A 19,897-nucleotide genomic window follows, 5' to 3' on the forward strand; every position below is an offset into this window, starting at 1 on the left:
CTGCAGTGCAGAAAAATTTAATACCAAAATTAGCTGGGGTTGAGAATTCTCAACCCCAGCGTCATAATCCCAAAAAGCTATGGACCATACCTTTTATCATTGCGATTATAGCCACTATTATTTTAGGCATTACATCACTGCTTATTGGAGTCTATGACATACGAGGACAAGCGGATGGAATGGAGATGTTCTTCATTACTCGTGTCCCAAGAACTGTTGCATTAATGCTTACCGGTGCCGCCATGGCAATGGCAGGACTGGTCATGCAGCTTATTACACAGAATCGCTTGGTGGAACCTACCACTACCGGAACAATGGAATGGTCAGGACTGGGGATCATGTTTATATATCTGGTCTTTCCTGCTCCGAGCTTAACGCTAAGAATGACTGGTGCAATCATTTTTTCTTTTATAGGAACGATGATTTTTTTTATGTTTCTAAAGAAAGTTAAACTCCGTTCCTCTTTGGTTGTCCCCATAATTGGGATGATGCTTGGAGCAGTCATTTCTGCATTTTCAACTTTCGTGGGGCTTGTGTTCCAAATGACTCAAAATATCGAAAGCTGGTTTGCAGGCTCCTTTTCATCTGTTCAAATTGGCAGGTATGAATATTTATGGCTCATCGTATTGGTGACTATTCTTATATTTGTTTTTGCTGATCGGCTGACATTAGCCGGACTAGGGGAAGATGTCGCTACCAGTCTTGGCGTAAATTATGACAGGATCATTCTTTTGGGTACTGCGCTTATTTCACTAGCCGTTGGAATCGTTGCAGCGGTCATTGGGAACTTGCCTTTTCTAGGGTTAATTGTCCCCAATATTGTCTCCATGTTTAGGGGTGACGATCTCAGGAGCAATTTGCCATGGGTGTGCTTATTAGGGATGGGCAGCATCATTGTGTGTGATATCCTTTCTCGTGTCATTATCATGCCTTTTGAAATACCTGTCTCGATGATCCTTGGAACAGTGGGAGCCGTCGTATTTATTGTCATTTTGTTAAGACAAAGGCGGTCAACAAGGAGGGTAAGATGAGCGACTTAGCAAGTAAAAATCCACTAAATATCGAAATCGATTCTAGCCGTCGTCCTAAAAAAAGATCAGCTAGAGCCTTCCGTACCAAGAAAGAAGAAAAGCGCTATTGGATTTTGCTGATAACATTAAGTGTTCTGGGCGTTTTTGCATCGGTTGGGCTACTGATTTATAACAATCCGGTCCCTGTGTCTTCGCCTTCTTTCATACCTTTTGTTACAAGAAGGGTAGTTGCTCTGGTTTCCATGCTGATCGCTGCAATTTGCCAAAGTTTATCCACGGTTGCTTTTCAATCGATTACGAATAACAGAATTATAACTCCGTCCCTTTTAGGTTTTGATGCTATATATTCAACCATTCATACGAGTACTATATTTTTCCTTGGTGCTACGGTATTTGTGAATTTTAGCGGTGTTGATTCCTTCTTATATCAAGTTGCTGCAATGGTCATCATGTGTTTGATCCTTTATGGATGGCTGCTTTCCGGAAAATACGGTAATTTACAACTTTTACTTCTGGTCGGCATTATCATTGGGACCGGGCTGAGATCCGTATCCTCGTTTATGAGAAGACTTCTTGCACCGTCTGAGTTTGATATTTTACAGGCAAGAATGTTTGCTTCCGTGAATAATGCGGATTCTGCCTATTTCCCGATTGCGATTCCTATCGTCATCATTGCAGCAATCCTGCTACTTGCTAATGCCAAGAGGTTAAATGTACTGTCGCTGGGTAAGGATGTCTCGACTTCCTTGGGAACTAAACATCAAAGTAGTGTGATTTATACGCTGGTCCTGGTTTCCATATTGATGGCCATTTCGACGGCTTTGGTTGGACCACTTACATTCTATGGATTTTTAGTTGCGATTTTGAGTTATCAGGCCGCGCAAACCTATGATCACAGATATGTTTTCCCAATGGCTCTTGCGATAGGGTTTGTGATCTTAACCGGTGCGTACTTTATTATGAATCATGTCTTCAATGCCCAAGGTGTTGTCTCCATCATTATAGAATTGGTTGGCGGACTAACATTTTTAATTGTGATTTTAAGGAAGGGTTCTTTATGATACAGATCAATAATGTCAAAAAGTCCTATGCAGCCGAGGTAGAGATAGGCCCTTTGAATATTCATATACCCAAAGCCGGTCTTACTTCTTTAATTGGACCCAATGGTGCGGGGAAGTCGACGACACTTCTGATGATCGGAAGACTTTTGGATTTGGACGAAGGTCAGATCAAGGTTGCCAATATGGATGTTTCCACGACCAAGTCAAAAGACTTGGCCAAGATTATAACGGTTTTACGACAAGAAAATCATTTTGTCACAAGGCTTACCGTTAGACAACTTGCCGGATTCGGACGGTTTCCTTATTCCAAGGGAAGATTAACAGATGAGGATGAAGCTATTATCTCTAAATATATTGATTTTCTAGACTTAACTGATCTGGAAAATAGATACTTAGATGAGCTTTCTGGTGGTCAGAGGCAAAGAGCTTATGTCGCAATGGTTTTGTGTCAGGAGACGGAATATGTACTTTTGGACGAGCCTCTGAACAATCTGGATGTTGCTCGTTCTGTTCGGATGATGGAGCATTTGAGATATGCCGCTAATGAATTTGGAAGAACCATTCTGACGGTTATGCATGATATCAATTTTGCCGCCAAATATTCGGATCGAATATGTGCCATGAAAGATGGTCAAATCGCCGCTTTTGGAACCGTAGATGAAGTGATGGACCCCGAAATTTTAACAGATATTTTTGAAACAAAAATTGAAATTATCGATGGTCCGTATGGACCGATAGCGATCTATTAGCTACAAGATTTAATGAAAAGTTGTTTGTTAAAATGGTTTTCAGAAAGTAGAGTGATTATTCACTCTGCTTTTTTTTATTAAAGTCGAACAAGACAGTTTGAAAGTTTATCTTAAAAACATCATAGAACGATAAGCCTTTACCAGAAGCATCTTCCTGCAAACGTTCCTTTTTCGATTAATAGCTATTTTCGCTCACAGAGTAATCTTTTGGATAGAAAAAGGGGATACTCTATGCCATAAATTGGCTTGAGGGTTCCAGATAGTGTAATCTGGAGATTATGAAAACCCATTTGAACGAGAAGGGATCGGGATGATTCAATGACGCAAAAAATCTATTATGACTCTGCTTATACAAGAGAGTGGCATACAACAATTACAGGCAAAGTGGACAAGGAAGATGGTGTATATGTCACGCTGGCGGAGACTGCTTTTTACCCGCATGGGGGCGGACAACCTTGTGATCTGGGGCAAATTGGCGGCATCACTGTTCTGGATGTGAACATCGAAGATGGAGAGGTGTGGCACAAGCTGGAACGTGCCCCTGAGCAGAACGAAGTACATTGTGATATTGACTGGGAGCGCAGATTCGATCATATGCAGCAGCATACGGGTCAGCATTTGTTATCGGCAATCACGCTAAAGCTGACTGAAGCGATGACACTCAGTTTCCATCTTGGAACGGAGTATGACACGATTGATGTGGCTGCGGCTGAACTGGGAGCGAATCAATTAACCGCCATTGAACAAGAAGTGAATCGTCAGATCTATCGTAACGCTCGCATCAACACGTCCTGGGTTACAACAGAAGAGGCTGCACAATTACCACTGGTGAAGCAACCTACGGTGACAGAGGACATTCGCATCGTTGAGATCGAGGGTGTGGAGTATAACGCCTGCGGTGGAACTCATGTGTCGGCGACAGGTGAGATCGGCATCATCAAACTGTTGAAAACCGAAAAAGTGAAGGGTGGCACCCGCATTTATTTCAAATGTGGAACAAGGGCGCTAAATGAATTTACATCCACACAAAACGTGCTCAATAGCATCATGGTTAAATTAAAGACCAGCAAGGACGAATTATTGGAGCGTATTGAGAAAATGGAACTGGAGCAAAAGCAGCTGCAAACCGAGCTGAATGCAGTGAAAACAACCAACGATGCCTATTATGCGGAGGAACTTCTGGCCGCTCGGCAAGGGCTGGTGATTGCTCAGGTCTTTGAAGACAAATCGCTCAAGGATATGCAGAGCCTGGCAACGAAGCTGACGGCAGACCATGAGGGGCTTGTACTCTTTGCCAGTATCTCAGAGGCCAAAGTAGTTCTGGCACAGAACGGCCAACCGCCTGAATGGGCTTGTGGACCTTTCTTCAAAGGCAATCTTGGAGCCTACCAAGGCAAAGGTGGAGGTAGTGAAAAGATGGCTCAGGCAGGCTTTGCCAGCAGTGAAGATGCGCTTGCCTTTTATGAGTTTACCAAGGACCAGTTGGGACATCACTGATTCGTATTTTCCTTTATGAGACACGCAGGTATTGAAATATGAGTAAGGGACAAGCACGTCACATTGTGGCGTGTTTTCCATTGCCAATAGTTGAAGGAGGTTGGAATATGACAGAACGAATTCCGTGTATACGGGAGGGGTGTGCAAATACCATTTTGCCAGCAACGGCTGCCAGAACAGGTGGGTATTGCATGCCTTGCAAACAGGAGATGGAACGCGAGGAGCGCCAGAGATACATTGAAGCGAATCGACGTGACGTGAACTTGTATGCAGGTATCACAGACCCGGTCGAAATTTTGAAAATCATGCACAAACCTCAGGTTCGCGATCCACTAATTCGTTATACACCCTATGAACAATCCGAGGAACAGGTATATCTATCTTTGTCTGTAGAGCAACAAGATCAGATGAAGGATTACGCGATGCAACGGATTCGTACAGGTGATGAAGATACGGGCAAAGACATTCTGGTATATCTGGTCTGCTACCATGATATATCGTTGACTGCCGAAATTCCTGAGCTGCTGGAACAGGAGATCTATTATCCTGCCATTTTGTATAAAAGTGCCTCGGGTGAGGTTCGTGATCGTCTCTTGCAGCAGGTGAACACCGATGATGAGAATCGGAATCACATATTGCTCATGCTGGCCCATATCGGAGATGACGTTGTTGTGCAGCAGTTCCGGCAGTGGAGGCAGTCTCCGCCATCTTGGGCGAGTGAATTATACGTGACACCTGAGCATTACACCACTGAAGCTGGTTGGGAGCTTACAAAAGACGGGCAGCGCAGGGAATTATTCATCACCCCAAGTTATTCACTCTATAAAGTTAAAGAGAATGAAGGGCCTAACGTGGAGGTAACCGGAAATTCACTCTCGATGCTGAATTCTAGCGCTAATTGTTGTCCATGGTGTGGCAATGCGTTAACCACCTTAATTAGTCTGGATGTTAAGCATCCCGCTCTGAAGGACGTGTCTTGGCATGCCCAGCAACTTCAGATACAGACTTGCGTGATATGCAGCAGTTACGGTGTGGTTTACATGGAGCTGGACGCGGCAGGGGAACCGTTATGGAGTTCACATAATGTCATGCCTATGGGAATGGACGAGATTGACCTGGACGACTATGGTAAATTTGCACCGGATGTTGGCCAGCAGTTTCGGATTGCGAATGCATCGCGGCATGCATTCCATGCCAGTGAGTGGGCGATGGAGCCATCGTTATCTCAGGTCGGCGGCCATCCAGGATGGGTTCAGGATGCGGAGTATCCAACATGTCCAAGCTGTTCCACGAGAATGAAGGCTGTCGCACAACTGGATTGGGGCGAGGTTGAGGAATATGGTGAGGGTATGTATTACATGTTCATATGTGAGCCGTGCCAGATGACCGCCGTATCATACCAGCAATCTTGATGGTGGAAGCAATGAGGCATCCCGTAAGTTCTTGAACTTCATGGGATGCCTTTTTATGTCGTCAGATTTTCCTACAATTCTGCAGATGCCTGCTTCAGCAATCCTGCCAGCCAATCATAATCAGGCGTATCTTTTTCCTTGAGTTTGATCGTTTTGCGTTCTTCCGGGCCTTCAAATATCCCATCGGGTAGATCGAGTCCGGTTGCATGGAAGATGGTGAAGGATACGGCCTGTTTGGATGGTGAGATGACCGAAGCATACTTTCCGTTTTTCAAAAAATGAGGTTTCTTGTATTGCACACGTTCTTCTACATCAGGGATGGTATCATGCACCAACTGGCGCAATTGTTCAGCGACTTGTATTTGCCAGGGGATCTGAATCTGTTCAATAAACGCAGTAACTTCTGCATTCTTGGTCATACTTGTTCACCCTCCGTATGGATCTGATTGTGTATTTCCCATTCTGGTTTTAGGATTCCCATCATCAAGCGGTCATAACGCTTACCATCACGATATACAGCTGAACGTGCCCGACCTTCCAACTGAAAACCAACCTTCTCATAGGAACGGATTGCTTTGGCATTGTAGGCGATGACATCGAGGCCAACCCGGTCCAGATTCATTTCATGGAATGCATATCGTAAAATAAGATTCAACGCTTCCGTACCATATCCCTTGTTACGATGTTTGGCAAGTCCGATGCCAATAGCAAGTTGTCCGCAGCGGTTGTTCCATTCAATGCTATGAATGACGACAAAACCAATCAGCGTATCCTCATCATGCGTGCGCAGTCTGAAGTAAACTTCCTTGTTCTTTGTTTCGCCCTCATCTTCCAACTGTTTCTCTGAATAGGGAATGGCCAGATCAGTATCCACATTCCGAAGGTACTCCGGGTCTTCGTTCCATTGCAGCATGGTCTGCACGTCTTCAGGACGTGGTGGAGTCATCTTTAATCGTTTGCTATAAAACAGGTTGTCCGTAGTTAGTGTCATAGGGGTCTCCTTTAAAATAGGTTAAGATGGCTTCACCTTAGTTTCACATTTAACTCTATGTATAATTCGCAATAGACCTCGCCCCTTTGGCATCTGATAGCCTCATCATACTGGAAATTATAGGTGAATCACAATAGCGTATTTCAGTGGATATAAGTAACCTCTTGTCATATAACCTAACACGGTAGTAAGATAAAATGATTGATATACATTCAGTGATAAAACCAATAAAAATGACGGCAGGAGTGGTACGTTTTGCAGATCAAAGTGGATGATTTGAGTGGAGTCCAAGTTAAGGCTTTAATTGCGGAGCACTTGCAAGGGATGGCGGCAGATTCGCCTCCAGAGAGTATTCATGCGTTGAATCTGGATGGACTCAAGAAGCCCGAGATTACTTTCTGGTGTGCTTGGGAAGGGGATGACTTGCTCGGTTGCGGGGCCATCAAAGAACTTGATCCAGAGCATGCAGAGTTGAAATCGATGCGTACCGCTTCGGCTCATCTGAGAAAAGGCGTAGCGAGAAAAATTTTGGCTCATATTATGAAGGTTGCCACAGACCGTGGTTATAAGCGAATCAGTCTGGAGACGGGTTCAATGGATTCATTTATCCCGGCACGGAAATTGTACGAAGACTTCGGTTTCGAATATTGCGAACCATTCGCAGATTATATATTGGACCCGAACAGCATGTTTATGACAAAAACAATCTAAGTGGAATCGCATGAGAAACCGGTATTCTGTTTTTTTACAGGATGCTGGTTTTTTTATTGTGCAACATATCGTACATTTTAAGAGTTGGAAAACGAGTAGAATAAACTAAATAATACAGCATTAAAGCAACGTGGCCTTGTGACGAAGAATGTGGAGGGAGTCGTGCATGATATATTGGTTGTTCGATCATATGAATCCGCTGTTTGCCGTCTTGGTGTTATGTCCCATCATTGCTGTGGTACTCAGCTGGATTGTATATAGATTGGTTCATGCGATTGTGGGGTATAAAACATAGGTTATGTCCCTATACGTTTGGGATGAATTGGCCATAAGGAACTTCTGGGCTGATTGATGGACAATAGGGTATACTGGACATTATGTCTATGAAACAAGACATTACAGACGTTTTTTACATCAGGAGGACTTGAATTGGCTCAGACAGAAGGAACATTACAGAAGAAGCTTAAACCAAGACACATCAGTTTTATGGCTATGGGTGGTGTCATTGGAACGGGAATTTTCAAAGGCAGTGCAGAGACGATTGGACTCGCAGGTCCGGGCGTGATTGTCACGTACATTTTTGCCGGATTATTGCTGCTGGTTGTTATGGCCGCGATGGCGGAGATGGCTACAGTGTACAAGAACAAAAATATGAAAGACTTCGTGCAGGAGGCATTTGGTAGCCGAGTATCCTTTGTTATGGGATGGATGTATTGCTTTCTGTGGTTATCGGTATGTGTCATTGAGGTGATTGCTGCCGGGAGTTTTTTGCAGTATTGGTTCACGGAAGTACCGCTGTGGATGCTGAGTCTGGCTTGTGCGGCGTTCATTATACTCGTTAATCTGTTAAGTGTAGGTGTGTTCGGGGAATTTGAGTTTTGGCTGGCCGGGATCAAAATTGCCATGATCATTATTTTTATCTTCCTGGGTGCAGGGTTGATCTTTGGTATTATCCCAAGTGATAACACGCCATATCTGCAGAATTATACGCAAGCAGGAGGCTTCTTCCCGAACGGATGGTCATCGATCTTCTCGGCACTGCTTGTGGTTATGTTCTCTTACGGGGGATCAGAGCTGATTGGTCTGACCCTGACCGAGACGGAAAATGCAGAAAAAGTTATGCCCAAAATCGTGGGCAATTTCATGCTCAGAATTATTCTGTTCTTCACCTTGCCGATTCTCATCATCTGTGGTCTCATTCCATGGAATGAGATCGGGCCGGAGAGCAGTCCATTTGTACAGGTGCTTGCCTCCACGGGACTGCCGGGAGCAGCACACATAATGAACTTCATTTTGGTGACGGCAGTTCTATCTGCTGCGAATTCAGGGATTTATGGTGCATCCCGGATGATGCACTCCATGGCAGTGGGCGGGGAAGCTCCGAAGGCATTGTCACAGACCAATCGCAACGGTAGCCCTGTTAACACACTTCTGGTGTGCTCAGTAGTTTTGCTTGGAGGTTCCTTGCTTGGCCTGTTCGCGCAGGATCAACTGTTCCGCATATTGCTCGCAGTTCCGGGGTTTGTCGTAATCCTTGTGTGGATCTGTATTGCCTCATCACAGTTAAAACTGCGGAAGAGATATCCGGTTCAACCGACCTTCAAAGTTTGGGGATTCCCTTACATAACCGGAGTCGTGGTAGTATGTCTTAGTGTGATTGCGGTGATGTTTGTGTTTGATGAAGGTAATCGGTTCAGCATTAGCATCTGTCTTGCCGTGCTCGCGTTGTTGATTATCTGGTCCCTGATTCGATTCAGGAAGACGAATGGACGAACAGTTTAGTATTTGTAATATATAAATGTGAGATAATACGTAACAAAGAACATCCCGGCGTTGGTATTCGAGCCGGGATGTTCTTTGTGTTAATAATCTTTTGGTATTTTCAATTTATTGTCCTACATACTTATCCATAAAGCGATCTACTCTTTGGAAATAATCAGTTGGATAATGATTAATCGCATCAATGTGTTCCGTATTTTGAGGATACCATACTTCTGCATTGGGATTATTTTTCAAGGACTCATAGATCTTTTCTGTATTTTTATAACTTATTTGCTGATCCCCGGTACCGTGAATGAGCATAACGGGCTTGTCTTGCATCTTTTTAACCGCGTCCATAGGTGATACGGAATCAAGATCAACGTTAAAGACCCAATCCGCCATCCATGTCGATGTATAACTGAAAGGGAATGCAGGTAAACCTGAGAAGAATGGCAGGCCCTCTCTCAGAAATAAACCTGCATTACGAAATGGACTATCTGCAATTACAGCCTGGATATCATCACTTTCACTTGTGGCCAGTAGAGAAGTAGCAGCCCCCATAGAGAAGCCGATAACTCCAATATGGTCTCCCGCATGATCTCTGGATTTTAGATAGTCTACAGCCCCAAGTAAATCGTATTTCTCATGTAGACCCAGCGTAATCAAATCTCCATCGGACTTACCCTGTGAGCTGAGATCAAAGGCCAGTACGTTATACCCCTTTGGGACGAAATGCTCTACCAACTTGGGAGTACGCCCTTTGACTAAACGATTACTCGTATACCCATGTACGATAATAATTGTTTTGTTATTTGCTGTGCCTGAAGATATACTCGCTGGAAAGAAAGTTCCTCGAATCGTATTATCATTTTTCAAACTCTTGAATTCGACTTCTTCGTAAGGTGTTTTCTTCATATTCAACTCGTAACTGACATTGGTATCTCGTGGATGGTGTAATAACGTGTCTACTACTTTATAGGATACAAAGAATACAAGAGCTACAATAAGCGCAAACGCAATCCCCAGGCCCCATAACAGTTTCTTGCGTTTCTCCATGCGACCTTTAAATGTCAGAACGGGTGGTAAAGATGGTTGACTCATTCAGATTCCTCCAGTGTTTCATCATGTTGTATTGGTGCAAACAGATAAAAGGCATGTCCCTTCAGATTCTCCCACTCAGGATGATGAAGAATGTCTTCCCCGAGAGTCAAGGCTACTCCATTCAAAAAAGAAATATAGCTCCGAGAGATCATTGCTGGAGAGAAACTTTTGTTGAACTCCCCCATGGATTGCCCCTTTGTATAGACAGCTTCAATCGTATCGGTCATTATTTTTATGCTTTCAAGGACCTTCTGTGTAAGTTCGGGGAATCTGGTTCGTTGCCCCAAGACAGATTGAGCGAGTCGTAACTCATTGGTATAGAAGTAAATATGACTGAATTGTTCTTCTACCATGTTTTTAATCAACGTACCTGGTGTTCCTTTTTGTTGTAGAGAAGCAAGTGATTTCTTCTGAATATCATCAAGCGGTTCAAGTACAGCGGCATGGAACAGAGCTTCTTTGCTTGGGAAGTATTGAAAGATGGTTCCGGAAGTTACTCCTGCAGTTTTTGCGATAATAGCCGTTGTGGTATTGGAATATCCGCTTTCGGCAAAAAGGATCACGGCTTCTTTTAGGATTCGTTTACGCCGCTCGAGTCTCTTTTCCTCATTAATCGGTCTGGCCAAATGAATTCTCCTTTCATCATTTCGATTTAATTAATTAACTGATCAATTAATTAATAATATATCTGAATTAACTCCTTATGGCAATAGTAAGTTATTCATTCAGTTGCACTAATCTTTGAACATACTCTGATGCTTGCATTGGAGTTTTTTTTATTGCATCCAACAAAGTTACCACAGTCATGATAGCGTTTTTATGTAAACCCAATATTTTCTTGCCTAATTCGACATATTCATTTACTATTTTCCCATACATAGTGCTTCAAGCATGTGTTTTTTTGGTAGCGCCTAGTCAAAAAGGCTTGGGTTCACGGGAGAGGAAGAGGAGCGGATGATTGTTTTTTTTAGAAAACGTTTGGTTGTGCGCATTGTTGCAGTAGTCACACTGGTCATTACGATTATAGCCGTGGGAAGCATGCTGTTACAGGTGGCCAATATGAAACTAGCTGCGCAGGAGGCCATTTCGAGTTACAACATCCAGATTGCTCAGAGTTATGTGAATCAGCTGGATACAGCATCTTATGCTGAGTTTGCCAAGGACCCCAAGGAGAATGACGAATTCTTGAAGATTCGTGATGAACTGGATGACTTTCGCGTAAGCATTGGTGCAATGTATGTGTATTTCGTCAAAATAGATGACAAAGGTACGCCACTTATTATGGTGGATGGTATGAAGGATGCAGATAAAGCCTCACCGATTAATGAAGTTACGGATGTCCCTCAGGAAGCTGTGCAGAAGCTGTTGCAGGGGCAAACAGCCAGTTCTTCAATTATTAACAATGAGGAGTACGGCGACTATATTTCCTCTTACGCTCCCATGCTGGATAGTAACGGCGCTGTAACAGGTGTAATTGGGATCGATACGGCGGTATCGGTGATCGGAAGCATTGAGTCAGATATAATGAAATCGAGTATTCCCTTCTATGCCTTATTGCTACTGATTACACTTATAGGCATTGCTGTTGTCACGTGGTTTATCGTAAGAGGACTGCGACCACTTCAACCGCTGAAGGCGAGTGTGGAAAAAATGGCACAGGGTGAGCTTGCAGAAGCGAATCAAATTTTGACGTCGTATCGTTTGCGCAGCCAAGATGAGATTGGAACAACATATCAAGCGATGATACATATGTCCGGGAACTTGAATAAAATTGTGAGTAACATGGTTGAAGGTGTAGCAGTAACCACAGATATTTTATCGGAATCAACGAAGGAATTTAATCGCAGTACCGAAGAGATGCTTGAGATGGGCAAGACGGTTGATCAATCTGTCGAACAGATTAGGCAGGGTGCACATACGCAGAAGCAGGGTGCAAGCGATAGCGCGCACGCGATGGAAGAGATTGCAAAAGGCATAACGGATATTTCCGAATCCTCGATGATTGTATCGGATGCAGCAACAAGTGCGCTTTCTACGGCGGAGTCCGGTAAACAGAGCATGACACTGATGAAAACACAGATGGAGAGCATCTCAAATGTCTCAAGTGAAGTTGTAGCGATGGTTCAGGTGCTGAACAATTACTCCCAGGAAATTGGTGGTGCCCTGCATACGGTTCGTGATTTTGCGAGTCAGACGAAGCTGCTTGCGCTTAATGCATCCATAGAGGCAGCACATGCAGGAGAACACGGTAAAGGTTTTGCGGTTGTGGCGGATGAAGTTCGGAAGCTTGCTGAGGCCTCAAGCACATCCATGGAACGGATCTCCGACTTACTGCTTCGTATTCAACAAGAATCACAGCAGATTGGCTCACAGATGGGGGTTACTGCAACCGAGATTGGACAAGGGGTTACAATTACCGCAGAAGCCGAGCAAGCTTTCGCTCATGTAGTTGACGCGTTCCAACTGGTGACCAGTCGCATTCAGGAAGTCTCCGCTGCGGCAGAGGAAATCTCGGCAGGATCGGAAGAGGCTGCAGCCTCCGTCAATACGATCTCGCAGATCTCAGCCGGGGTGTCGGATCATTCGGATGAAATCTATCGCTTAATGCGTGAACAATCGGCTATGTTCAACAGGGTGGCGCAGACCTCCACCATGCTGGAGCAGCAGACCACCGAGATGAGTGAAGCTGTACGTAAAGTTAAAGTATAGTTTGAGTTAAATGTAGTAATAGTAACGCAAGAGATAGTCAGAAAAGTGTTCCGCTCTTGGAGAAGTTGGTGTTCATCCCAAACTTCCTTCAAAGGGTGGAACACTTTTTTTAGATTTAAACTGTTAAATGATCCAGCTCTATCGCTTGTCTGAAGCGTCGGGCGAATCGTTCTGCGGCTACAGCGGCCTCCTTGGACTCCGTCTGTACGAAGCCAATTTGCATCTTGGGTTGATCGATTCCAGCGATCTCTACCATCTTCACCAGACCTTCTTTCCATAAGGGATTTTGGTGAAAGGAAAAGTCGTGACCAATTGTCGCGGCAATATCGTTTCTTAACACCATGTTGATCGCTTCTGAATTATTTGTTTTAAACAGAATGGACAGAGGTCCATGATCATAGGTGAATTCCTTGATGAAGTCTTCGATGAAACCATCTCGATAGAGTGCCAGTTTGTGTTCTTTTAATTGATCAGGTGAAACACGGCTGTGCTTGGCAAGTTCAGACAGGTGATGCGTACCGACGACCAGCTTACCCGAGTACATGGGACTGAAGTGAAGTCCATCGAATTCCCGCAGCTGTTTCGCATAGATCGCTATAAAGCCCAAATGGGTTTTGTTATTGCGAATATCCTCGATAATTTCCATGGACCCTTTCTCTTCAATGGAGATGTTAAGTTGCGGGTGCTCACGCTTCATATCCGCAGCAGACTGGACAAGATAGGGCATAACACTTGGAAAAGTAGCCACATGAAGCTCTCCGCTAAGTGAGGAGGCTTCTGCGTTCAGGGATTTCAATTCATCAATCCGCTGTAAAATATCCAGTGCCTTGGCAATGAATTGTTTGCCTTCGGGAGTGGGATGAGTTCCCTGCCGCGAGCGTTCGAACAGGATGATACCCAATTCTTTCTCCAGACGATGAACCGATTGGCTGATCGCCGATTGTGTGACATGTAGATGCTCCGAGGCGGCGGAGAATGATTTCGTTTTCGCAATTTCAACGACATATTCGAGCTGTTCCAGATTCATGATTTCATCTCCGTTTAGCATTAATACAACTAATGTTAACATTAGTATCTATAAATATGAATAATACATGAACAGCGATATAATATATAGACAAGCGTTATAGTTCTTTACTATATAAGTAGAACCTTACTTTTACACCAGAAACGCAGAGTGCAGAACCAATCTGAAGAAGCAGAGCGTGCGCCTTTATCACCGGATTTTTCCCTTGCATCAAGGGGATGAAGAAAATCTGGGGATAAGAGCGATCGAAAATGGTACTGCAATCAGCGTAATTAGGTGTAACATTTCTAGTTCAACTTATATAGACAAGCATATAAAGGGGATGAACTTCATGAAAGCAGCAGTATGGTACGGCCATAAAGACGTGCGTGTGGAAGAGCGGGAGGTTCCGGTTGCTCAAGCGGGTCAGGTCAAAATCAAAGTGGAATATGCGGGGATCTGCGGCAGTGACTTGCATGCCTATCATCATGGTGTGGGGATTCAAGAAGGCGAGAATCATCCGCTCTCAGGACAGAAAGCACCATTGACATTGGGTCATGAATTTGCAGGAACCGTGAGTGAATTGGGGAGTAATGTAAGCGGTATCAGTGTAGGGGATCGAGTTGTGGTAGAGCCGTTGTACCATTGCGGAAAATGTGAGTACTGTATCCAGGGTCGTTACAACCAATGCACTCAATTTGGATTCGTTGGACTGAATGGTGATGGTGGTTTTGCGGAGTATGTTGTTGTTGAAGCATACATGGTTCATCCCATACCGGATAACGTATCTTTCGAAGAAGGCGCGCTCGTAGAGCCTACAGCAGTAGCTTTTCACGCGGTTCGTCACAGCAAGCTGAAAGTGGGGAACAAAGTAGCCGTATATGGAGCAGGTCCAATTGGATTATTGACCATTCTGTCTGCCAAAGCAGCAGGAGCCTCTGAAATCTATGCAGTTGATGTATTTGGGGAACGTCTGGACCTGGCAGCCAAGCTGGGAGCGATTCCGGTGAACAGTGCCAAAGTCAATGCAACCGAGGTGATCTTGCAACAATCGGGTGGTATTGATGTGGCTTATGAAGCAGCGGGTGTGCAACCAACGATGGATAGCGCCATTGCGGTTGTCAAAAAAGGTGGAGAAGTTGTTGTCATCGCAGCGATTCCAAATCCGCTTCAAGTGAACTTCTTCGATCTTCTGGTCAAAGAAGCGAATCTAACGGCAACGCTGGCATATCGCCACATTTTCCCTGAAGTGATTTCACTGATTGCTGAAGGGTCGCTCGATGTGAAACAGGTCATCACCAAGAAAATCAAACTGGACGATATCGTGCAGGAAGGGCTTGAGCTGTTAATGAGCGACAAGAGCCATGCGAAGATTTTGGTGGAGATTGGCGGCTAAAAAATCAATAGCGTTGTATCATTTCAAATGCTATATAAGTTGAACTAAAGATTATTTACACTGACACTACGCTGACAGAACAACCTTTCAATCGCTGTTATCCCCAGATTTTTTCGACTTCCTTTTCTCAAGGGAAAATCCGGGGATCGCGTATGCTTCCGATGCAGCTTTCTTTCAGAAAGCTTTTAGGCGAACGCTTCGCTTTTTCAGGTTTTTTCAGTCCTCTCCGTTATCGTGTAAATGATTAGTGCAACTTATATAGTTGACATCTATAAATGTAAAAAAGACCGTCCATGAAGATGATCGGTCTGTTTTACATTTCATTCTCTGCTGGCTGATCCCGTGTTGGTGTTAGCCAACACTAGGAATCATAACGGTAACAGATCGCCTTGCCCTCGCTACTCTCGGAGCTGAATTCCTCATCCTCTGTAAATCCAAAACGCTCATATAACCGGATGGCATTGACCATCTGACCGCCTGTATATAAATACACCGTTTTTTTGCCCATTTCTTTGGCAGAATCTACGCATTGCTGGAGCAATACTCTGGCAATCCCGTGACCTCTCCATTTTGGATCAACACCCAGCAGCCGAATAAACGGATAATCGATTGGCAATTCAAAGTTTGGATAAGCCTTGCGTGCTGTTTCGAATAATTGGACTGTACCGACAATCTGATCATCAATCTTCGCGATCCATAATTGTGTCAGGTACGGATTAACCACAGACTCTCGAATATCTTTGAGGTAGGCCTCCCATCGTTCATTTTGCTCAAAAGTCTCCCGATACTCGGCATAACTTGCAACAAGGATATCTACAATCTCAGGATGGTCTGCTTCTGTGGCAGGATGAATCGTAACGGCAGCCGTTGTCATCTTATAATTCCCCTTCTCTTATGGGTTAAGTATGGAATACAGTTTTCTTGCATTTTACCATAACGGATTCAATCCGATTCATTCAAATTTTCTATAGGTAACTCAGTCATTTCTATAGATCAAAGCATATCAGCGATTGAGCTGTGTGGAATACAGATGATTGCGATATTCGGTTGGTGTATTGCCTTCGTATTGCTTGAACATGCGCAGGAACAGCTTGTAATCGGAGAAGCCGCACTGTCCGGCGATTTCTTTTACACTGGCATTGGTGTTGAGCAGCAACTGTTTTGCCCGGCGAATACGTTCTGTGAGGATATAGGTTTTGAGTCCAGTACCTTTCTCGCGTTTCACCATTTTGGAGATATAGTCTTTGTTAAAATTAAAATTTTCCGCAATCTGACTCACCGTAATGTTTGTATGCAGATGAATATCGACCCACTTGCAGATATGGTCCACAATTGCATTGTGCGGGCGATAATCCGCCTCTATATTGCGCTCCAGCTCCTTGAACAACAGTAACAAAGCAGCGTCGGCTTCTTCTGGTGAGAAGGATGACACATGCAGCAACTGCTTGAATAACTGATTGGCCATGGAAGGCACCTGAATGGTGGCATGTGTCCTAAACTGGTTGAATTCTGCCGAAATGGCATCATAGTGAACCCAGTAAAAGCTGACGGGTGTATCGCTAATCTGGTAGCCGTAATGGGTGCGTCCGGCGCGCAGGAACAACAGATCATTGGCACGAACCACGTACTTTTCGTCTTCCTCCGCGATGTACATCTCACCTTCCAACATCAAAATGATCTCATGCACAGGCATGCTGCGTCTCATGTGGCTCCAGTTGCCTTCGGATATGAACTTGCCGCACAGGTAATGTTCCAGTGGCTTTTGCATAGGACGGATTTATCCACCTTTTCTTGGATTATGAGTCTGATGTAATTGTATTTTATTTGATATTATGGGGATATTCAAGCTCTACAGTAGATTGATGAGTATTAGTCATATGGAACAGAACACGGATTTTACCCCTTAAGAATGAATGGATATCTATTACATCCCGAGAAGGAGTGAGTGTCATGATTGATACGAAAAAAAGATTTCTGGGACCGGAACATGTAGATCTGTTAAATGGTGTGTTCCAAACATCACAAGAGGTGGGGGAGCGTTACCTGTTATCGCTGGATATTGATCGATTCCTGGCTCCATGCTTCGAAGCTCATGGTTTACCTGCCCGAAAAGAGCGTTACGCGGGTTGGGAGGCACGTACCATCAGCGGACATTCCCTCGGACATTATCTGTCTGCCCTGGCTGTGACGTATCAGGCAACCGGGAATATCACGTTAAAAGAAAGACTGGATTATGCTGTCACTGAACTGGCGAGAATACAGCAAACCACGGGGAGCGGGTATATCGGTGGTTTGTCCGAAGAACCTTTCCACATGGCTTTTCGAGCAGAGAATATCGGTGGATTCAATATCGGTGAATACTGGGTTCCCTGGTACAGTGTGCACAAAATCTATCGCGGCCTAATTGATGCCCATAAACTCACTGGCAACGGACAGGCACTTGATGTAGTTACTCGATTTGCAGACTGGGCGGTCGAAGGTTTGCTCCCGATGACAGAAGAACAGATGCAGACGATGCTTCAAAGTGAACACGGGGGCATGAATGAAGTATTCGCACACTTGTATGGTATTACCGGTAAAGCCTTATATCTTGAGATCGCTAATAAGTTCACCCATCAATTGATCCTGAGACCCTTGGAGCACAAACAGGACGATCTTCAAGGCAAACACGCCAATACGCAGATTCCCAAAGTGATCGGTGCAGCCGAAATCTACAATCAGGACCATACTCATGAGAGTTATCGGACAGCGGCAGAGTTTTTCTGGAACACCACGGTGCATTATCGTTCTTATGTATTTGGTGCGACGAGCATTTCGGAGCATTACGAAGCAAAGGGTATGGAGAGTCTTGGCATCAAAACAGGAGAGAGCTGTTGTACTCACAACATGTTACATCTAACGAAGCAACTCTTTGCCTGGAATCATGATAGCGCCTACATGGACTATTATGAAAACGCCATCTATAATCACATCCTCGGCACGCAGGACCCCGATACGGGGAACAAAACATATTTTGCATCAACGCTGCAAGGCCACTACAAAATCTATGGTACTCACGATACCGCTTGGTGGTGCTGCACAGGATCAGGCATGGAGAACCCGGGCAAATATGCCGAGGCGATTTATTTTGAGGATGAACAGGACCTGTACGTCAACCTGTATATCGCTTCCCAATTGGATTGGGCGTCACAGGGATTATCCCTGAAGCTTGAAACCGACTTTCCTTATTCGGAAAAGGTGACCCTGACGATCACCGGAGGCAGCGCCTCGGCCCATCTAAGATTACGTGTGCCCTCGTGGCTGCAAGAGCCAATGACGGCAACAGTTAACGGGGATACGGAACATCCGTATACACGGATGGAACCCGGCTATCTTTCCATCGACCGCACATGGACAGCGGGCGATGTCATCACAATCACACTGCCGATGTCGCTTCGCCAGTACACCTCGCGTGATGATGCCCATAAGGTGGCATTCCTGTACGGGCCAATCGTACTCGCCGGTGCGCTAGGGAGCGAGGGGCTTCCAGAGGACACGATTGTGGACGAAACAGCGCTGAATCCCAAGACTGCACCTGTGCCTGTGATCTGGACGAAGCAGGAGGATGTACGAGAGTGGATCAAGGTTGTAGATGCAGATACGTTAACATTTGAACTTAGCAAGGAGGTCACTTCCACGGGCGAAGCTGTGAAGCTGATTCCGTTCTATGATGTGCATCATCAATTTTATACCGTGTACTGGCCGTTTAACGATGAAGGAGATGCGTTGGAGAAAGAGTTGAACGATATCACGATCGACAGGGTTCAGGCTGACGGTCAGCAGGATGAGATTGGACATCAACTGGATAGCAACTGCCGTGGGGAGCACCACAACGGTTCAACCACAGATGGCCGTAAAAAGCTGCATATGTGGCGAGAGGCTTATGGCGTCAGTGGGGCTTACTTCAGTTACCAACTGGCAGTGGATCGTGAGGCAACCAATTATCTATGTGTGGCCTATTGGGGCGGAGATCATTCCCCGTTTGAACGGGAAGGTACGTTATATGACAGACAATTCAGCATTACCGTGGATGGAACCGTCATCGGAGAGCAACGAATTCATATGAACAAAATCGGCGAAGTGTTCTATGTGACCTACGATATTCCTGAGACGATTACATCAGGCAAAGATAGCATTACGGTAATGTTCCAGGCGAAGGGTGACAATGGCTGTGCCGGGAAAGTTGTAGAGGTACGCACCACGCGAAGCAAACCGGAATCCATCTTTTCGTGATAACAGGCATGGTGTGAAAAGGCGAAAAACACAATGTTATAATGAAAATAAATTACGGTTAGTTGGAAGAGGAGGTTGGAAGTGTGGCAAAACCCGATAATAAAGGTACTTATAACTTTCAGGATTGGTTAACTTGGGAGGGGGCATGGGAATTAATTAACGGCAAAGCTTTTGATATGTCGCCAGTACCCACTTCATCG

The 19,897-nt window shown here is 44.8% G+C and carries 18 protein-coding genes; 11 read left to right on the forward strand and 7 right to left on the reverse strand.

The window, feature by feature from the left end; translation table 11 throughout:
* Positions 1-5 precede the first annotated feature (5 nt).
* From MKY66_RS04725 to MKY66_RS04745, 5 genes are all read left to right on the forward strand, one after another.
* Positions 6-1,031, forward strand: a complete 1,026-nt coding sequence (locus MKY66_RS04725; protein WP_076213211.1) for an iron chelate uptake ABC transporter family permease subunit — start codon at positions 6-8, stop codon at positions 1,029-1,031.
* Positions 1,028-2,092 (forward strand): iron chelate uptake ABC transporter family permease subunit, encoded by a 1,065-nt coding sequence (locus MKY66_RS04730; protein ID WP_076213214.1) that lies wholly within the window; start codon positions 1,028-1,030, stop codon positions 2,090-2,092. Before MKY66_RS04725 ends, MKY66_RS04730 begins: the two co-directional genes overlap by 4 nt.
* The gene (locus MKY66_RS04735) at positions 2,089-2,841 is read left to right on the forward strand and encodes an ATP-binding cassette domain-containing protein (RefSeq protein WP_076213216.1); all 753 of its coding nucleotides are present in this window, start codon (positions 2,089-2,091) and stop codon (positions 2,839-2,841) included. Before MKY66_RS04730 ends, MKY66_RS04735 begins: the two co-directional genes overlap by 4 nt.
* A gap of 318 nt (positions 2,842-3,159) precedes the next feature.
* Positions 3,160-4,338 carry an alanyl-tRNA editing protein gene (locus MKY66_RS04740; RefSeq protein ID WP_076213219.1) on the forward strand — a complete coding sequence of 393 codons (1,179 nt, stop codon included), beginning with the start codon at positions 3,160-3,162 and terminating at the stop codon, positions 4,336-4,338.
* A gap of 107 nt (positions 4,339-4,445) precedes the next feature.
* Complete coding sequence (locus MKY66_RS04745; RefSeq protein WP_076213223.1) at positions 4,446-5,750, forward strand: DUF1963 domain-containing protein; 1,305 nt, start codon at positions 4,446-4,448, stop codon at positions 5,748-5,750.
* 71 nt (positions 5,751-5,821) lie between these two features.
* Here MKY66_RS04745 and MKY66_RS04750 read toward each other — a convergent pair whose 3' ends face one another.
* Positions 5,822-6,169 (reverse strand): DUF1801 domain-containing protein, encoded by a 348-nt coding sequence (locus MKY66_RS04750; RefSeq protein ID WP_076213225.1) that lies wholly within the window; start codon positions 6,167-6,169, stop codon positions 5,822-5,824.
* Positions 6,166-6,741, reverse strand: a complete 576-nt coding sequence (locus tag MKY66_RS04755) for a GNAT family protein (protein WP_179088549.1) — start codon at positions 6,739-6,741, stop codon at positions 6,166-6,168. Before MKY66_RS04755 ends, MKY66_RS04750 begins: the two co-directional genes overlap by 4 nt.
* 255 nt (positions 6,742-6,996) lie before the next feature.
* On the opposite strand from MKY66_RS04755, the gene MKY66_RS04760 reads away from it, so the two are divergent.
* The 3 genes from MKY66_RS04760 (at position 6,997) to MKY66_RS04770 (ending at position 9,234) form a co-directional block, all read left to right on the forward strand.
* A complete protein-coding gene (locus MKY66_RS04760) occupies positions 6,997-7,452 on the forward strand; it encodes a GNAT family N-acetyltransferase (protein ID WP_076213228.1) in 456 nt (151 codons plus the stop codon).
* A gap of 166 nt (positions 7,453-7,618) precedes the next feature.
* Positions 7,619-7,747, forward strand: a complete 129-nt coding sequence (locus MKY66_RS04765; protein WP_256704278.1) for a hypothetical protein — start codon at positions 7,619-7,621, stop codon at positions 7,745-7,747.
* A gap of 134 nt (positions 7,748-7,881) precedes the next feature.
* Entirely contained in the window at positions 7,882-9,234 is a 1,353-nt protein-coding gene (locus tag MKY66_RS04770) for an amino acid permease (protein ID WP_076213231.1), read from the forward strand.
* 105 nt (positions 9,235-9,339) lie between these two features.
* On the opposite strand, the gene MKY66_RS04775 is transcribed toward MKY66_RS04770, so the two are convergent.
* Together MKY66_RS04775 and MKY66_RS04780 are read right to left on the reverse strand one after the other, a co-directional pair.
* Positions 9,340-10,314, reverse strand: coding sequence for an alpha/beta hydrolase (locus MKY66_RS04775; RefSeq protein WP_076213233.1), 975 nt, complete (start codon positions 10,312-10,314; stop codon positions 9,340-9,342).
* Entirely contained in the window at positions 10,311-10,940 is a 630-nt protein-coding gene (locus MKY66_RS04780) for a TetR family transcriptional regulator (RefSeq protein ID WP_076213236.1), read from the reverse strand. Before MKY66_RS04780 ends, MKY66_RS04775 begins: the two co-directional genes overlap by 4 nt.
* Positions 10,941-11,268: 328 nt before the next feature.
* Here MKY66_RS04780 and MKY66_RS04785 point away from each other — a divergent pair, with 328 nt between their 5' ends.
* Positions 11,269-13,023 carry a HAMP domain-containing methyl-accepting chemotaxis protein gene (locus tag MKY66_RS04785; RefSeq protein ID WP_076213238.1) on the forward strand — a complete coding sequence of 585 codons (1,755 nt, stop codon included), beginning with the start codon at positions 11,269-11,271 and terminating at the stop codon, positions 13,021-13,023.
* Between the two features lie 115 nt (positions 13,024-13,138).
* Here the strand turns inward: MKY66_RS04785 and MKY66_RS04790 are convergent, their stop codons facing one another.
* Positions 13,139-14,050 (reverse strand): LysR family transcriptional regulator, encoded by a 912-nt coding sequence (locus MKY66_RS04790; protein ID WP_076213241.1) that lies wholly within the window; start codon positions 14,048-14,050, stop codon positions 13,139-13,141.
* A gap of 331 nt (positions 14,051-14,381) precedes the next feature.
* On the opposite strand from MKY66_RS04790, the gene MKY66_RS04795 reads away from it, so the two are divergent.
* On the forward strand, positions 14,382-15,425 hold the full coding sequence (locus MKY66_RS04795) for a 2,3-butanediol dehydrogenase (protein ID WP_076213243.1): 1,044 nt from the start codon (positions 14,382-14,384) through the stop codon (positions 15,423-15,425).
* A 361-nt stretch (positions 15,426-15,786) separates the two neighbouring features.
* On the opposite strand, the gene MKY66_RS04800 is transcribed toward MKY66_RS04795, so the two are convergent.
* Positions 15,787-16,299 carry a GNAT family N-acetyltransferase gene (locus MKY66_RS04800; protein ID WP_076213262.1) on the reverse strand — a complete coding sequence of 171 codons (513 nt, stop codon included), beginning with the start codon at positions 16,297-16,299 and terminating at the stop codon, positions 15,787-15,789.
* 129 nt (positions 16,300-16,428) lie between these two features.
* A complete protein-coding gene (locus tag MKY66_RS04805; protein ID WP_143760345.1) occupies positions 16,429-17,193 on the reverse strand; it encodes an AraC family transcriptional regulator in 765 nt (254 codons plus the stop codon).
* Positions 17,194-17,375: 182 nt separating this feature from the next.
* Here MKY66_RS04805 and MKY66_RS04810 point away from each other — a divergent pair, with 182 nt between their 5' ends.
* The gene (locus MKY66_RS04810; protein ID WP_076213265.1) at positions 17,376-19,697 is read left to right on the forward strand and encodes a beta-L-arabinofuranosidase domain-containing protein; all 2,322 of its coding nucleotides are present in this window, start codon (positions 17,376-17,378) and stop codon (positions 19,695-19,697) included.
* The last annotated feature ends 200 nt before the right edge of the window (positions 19,698-19,897 follow it).

Origin of the sequence: Paenibacillus sp. FSL R5-0766, from assembly GCF_037971845.1 — a bacterium.
Lineage (GTDB): Bacteria > Bacillota > Bacilli > Paenibacillales > Paenibacillaceae > Paenibacillus.

Excerpts from the sequence above, each read along its gene's own strand:
- MKY66_RS04785 (WP_076213238.1), top strand. The coding sequence starts at position 11,269 with ATGATTGTTTTTTTTAGAAAACGTTTGGTTGTGCGCATTGTTGCAGTA.
- MKY66_RS04800 (WP_076213262.1), bottom strand. The coding sequence starts at position 16,299 with ATGACAACGGCTGCCGTTACGATTCATCCTGCCACAGAAGCAGACCAT.
- MKY66_RS04755 (WP_179088549.1), bottom strand. The coding sequence starts at position 6,741 with ATGACACTAACTACGGACAACCTGTTTTATAGCAAACGATTAAAGATG.
- MKY66_RS04810 (WP_076213265.1), top strand. The coding sequence starts at position 17,376 with ATGATTGATACGAAAAAAAGATTTCTGGGACCGGAACATGTAGATCTG.
- MKY66_RS04795 (WP_076213243.1), top strand. The coding sequence starts at position 14,382 with ATGAAAGCAGCAGTATGGTACGGCCATAAAGACGTGCGTGTGGAAGAG.
- MKY66_RS04790 (WP_076213241.1), bottom strand. The coding sequence starts at position 14,050 with ATGAATCTGGAACAGCTCGAATATGTCGTTGAAATTGCGAAAACGAAA.
- MKY66_RS04805 (WP_143760345.1), bottom strand. The coding sequence starts at position 17,193 with ATGCAAAAGCCACTGGAACATTACCTGTGCGGCAAGTTCATATCCGAA.
- MKY66_RS04745 (WP_076213223.1), top strand. The coding sequence starts at position 4,446 with ATGACAGAACGAATTCCGTGTATACGGGAGGGGTGTGCAAATACCATT.
- MKY66_RS04765 (WP_256704278.1), top strand. The coding sequence starts at position 7,619 with ATGATATATTGGTTGTTCGATCATATGAATCCGCTGTTTGCCGTCTTG.
- MKY66_RS04750 (WP_076213225.1), bottom strand. The coding sequence starts at position 6,169 with ATGACCAAGAATGCAGAAGTTACTGCGTTTATTGAACAGATTCAGATC.
- MKY66_RS04775 (WP_076213233.1), bottom strand. The coding sequence starts at position 10,314 with ATGAGTCAACCATCTTTACCACCCGTTCTGACATTTAAAGGTCGCATG.
- MKY66_RS04730 (WP_076213214.1), top strand. The coding sequence starts at position 1,028 with ATGAGCGACTTAGCAAGTAAAAATCCACTAAATATCGAAATCGATTCT.
- MKY66_RS04735 (WP_076213216.1), top strand. The coding sequence starts at position 2,089 with ATGATACAGATCAATAATGTCAAAAAGTCCTATGCAGCCGAGGTAGAG.
- MKY66_RS04740 (WP_076213219.1), top strand. The coding sequence starts at position 3,160 with ATGACGCAAAAAATCTATTATGACTCTGCTTATACAAGAGAGTGGCAT.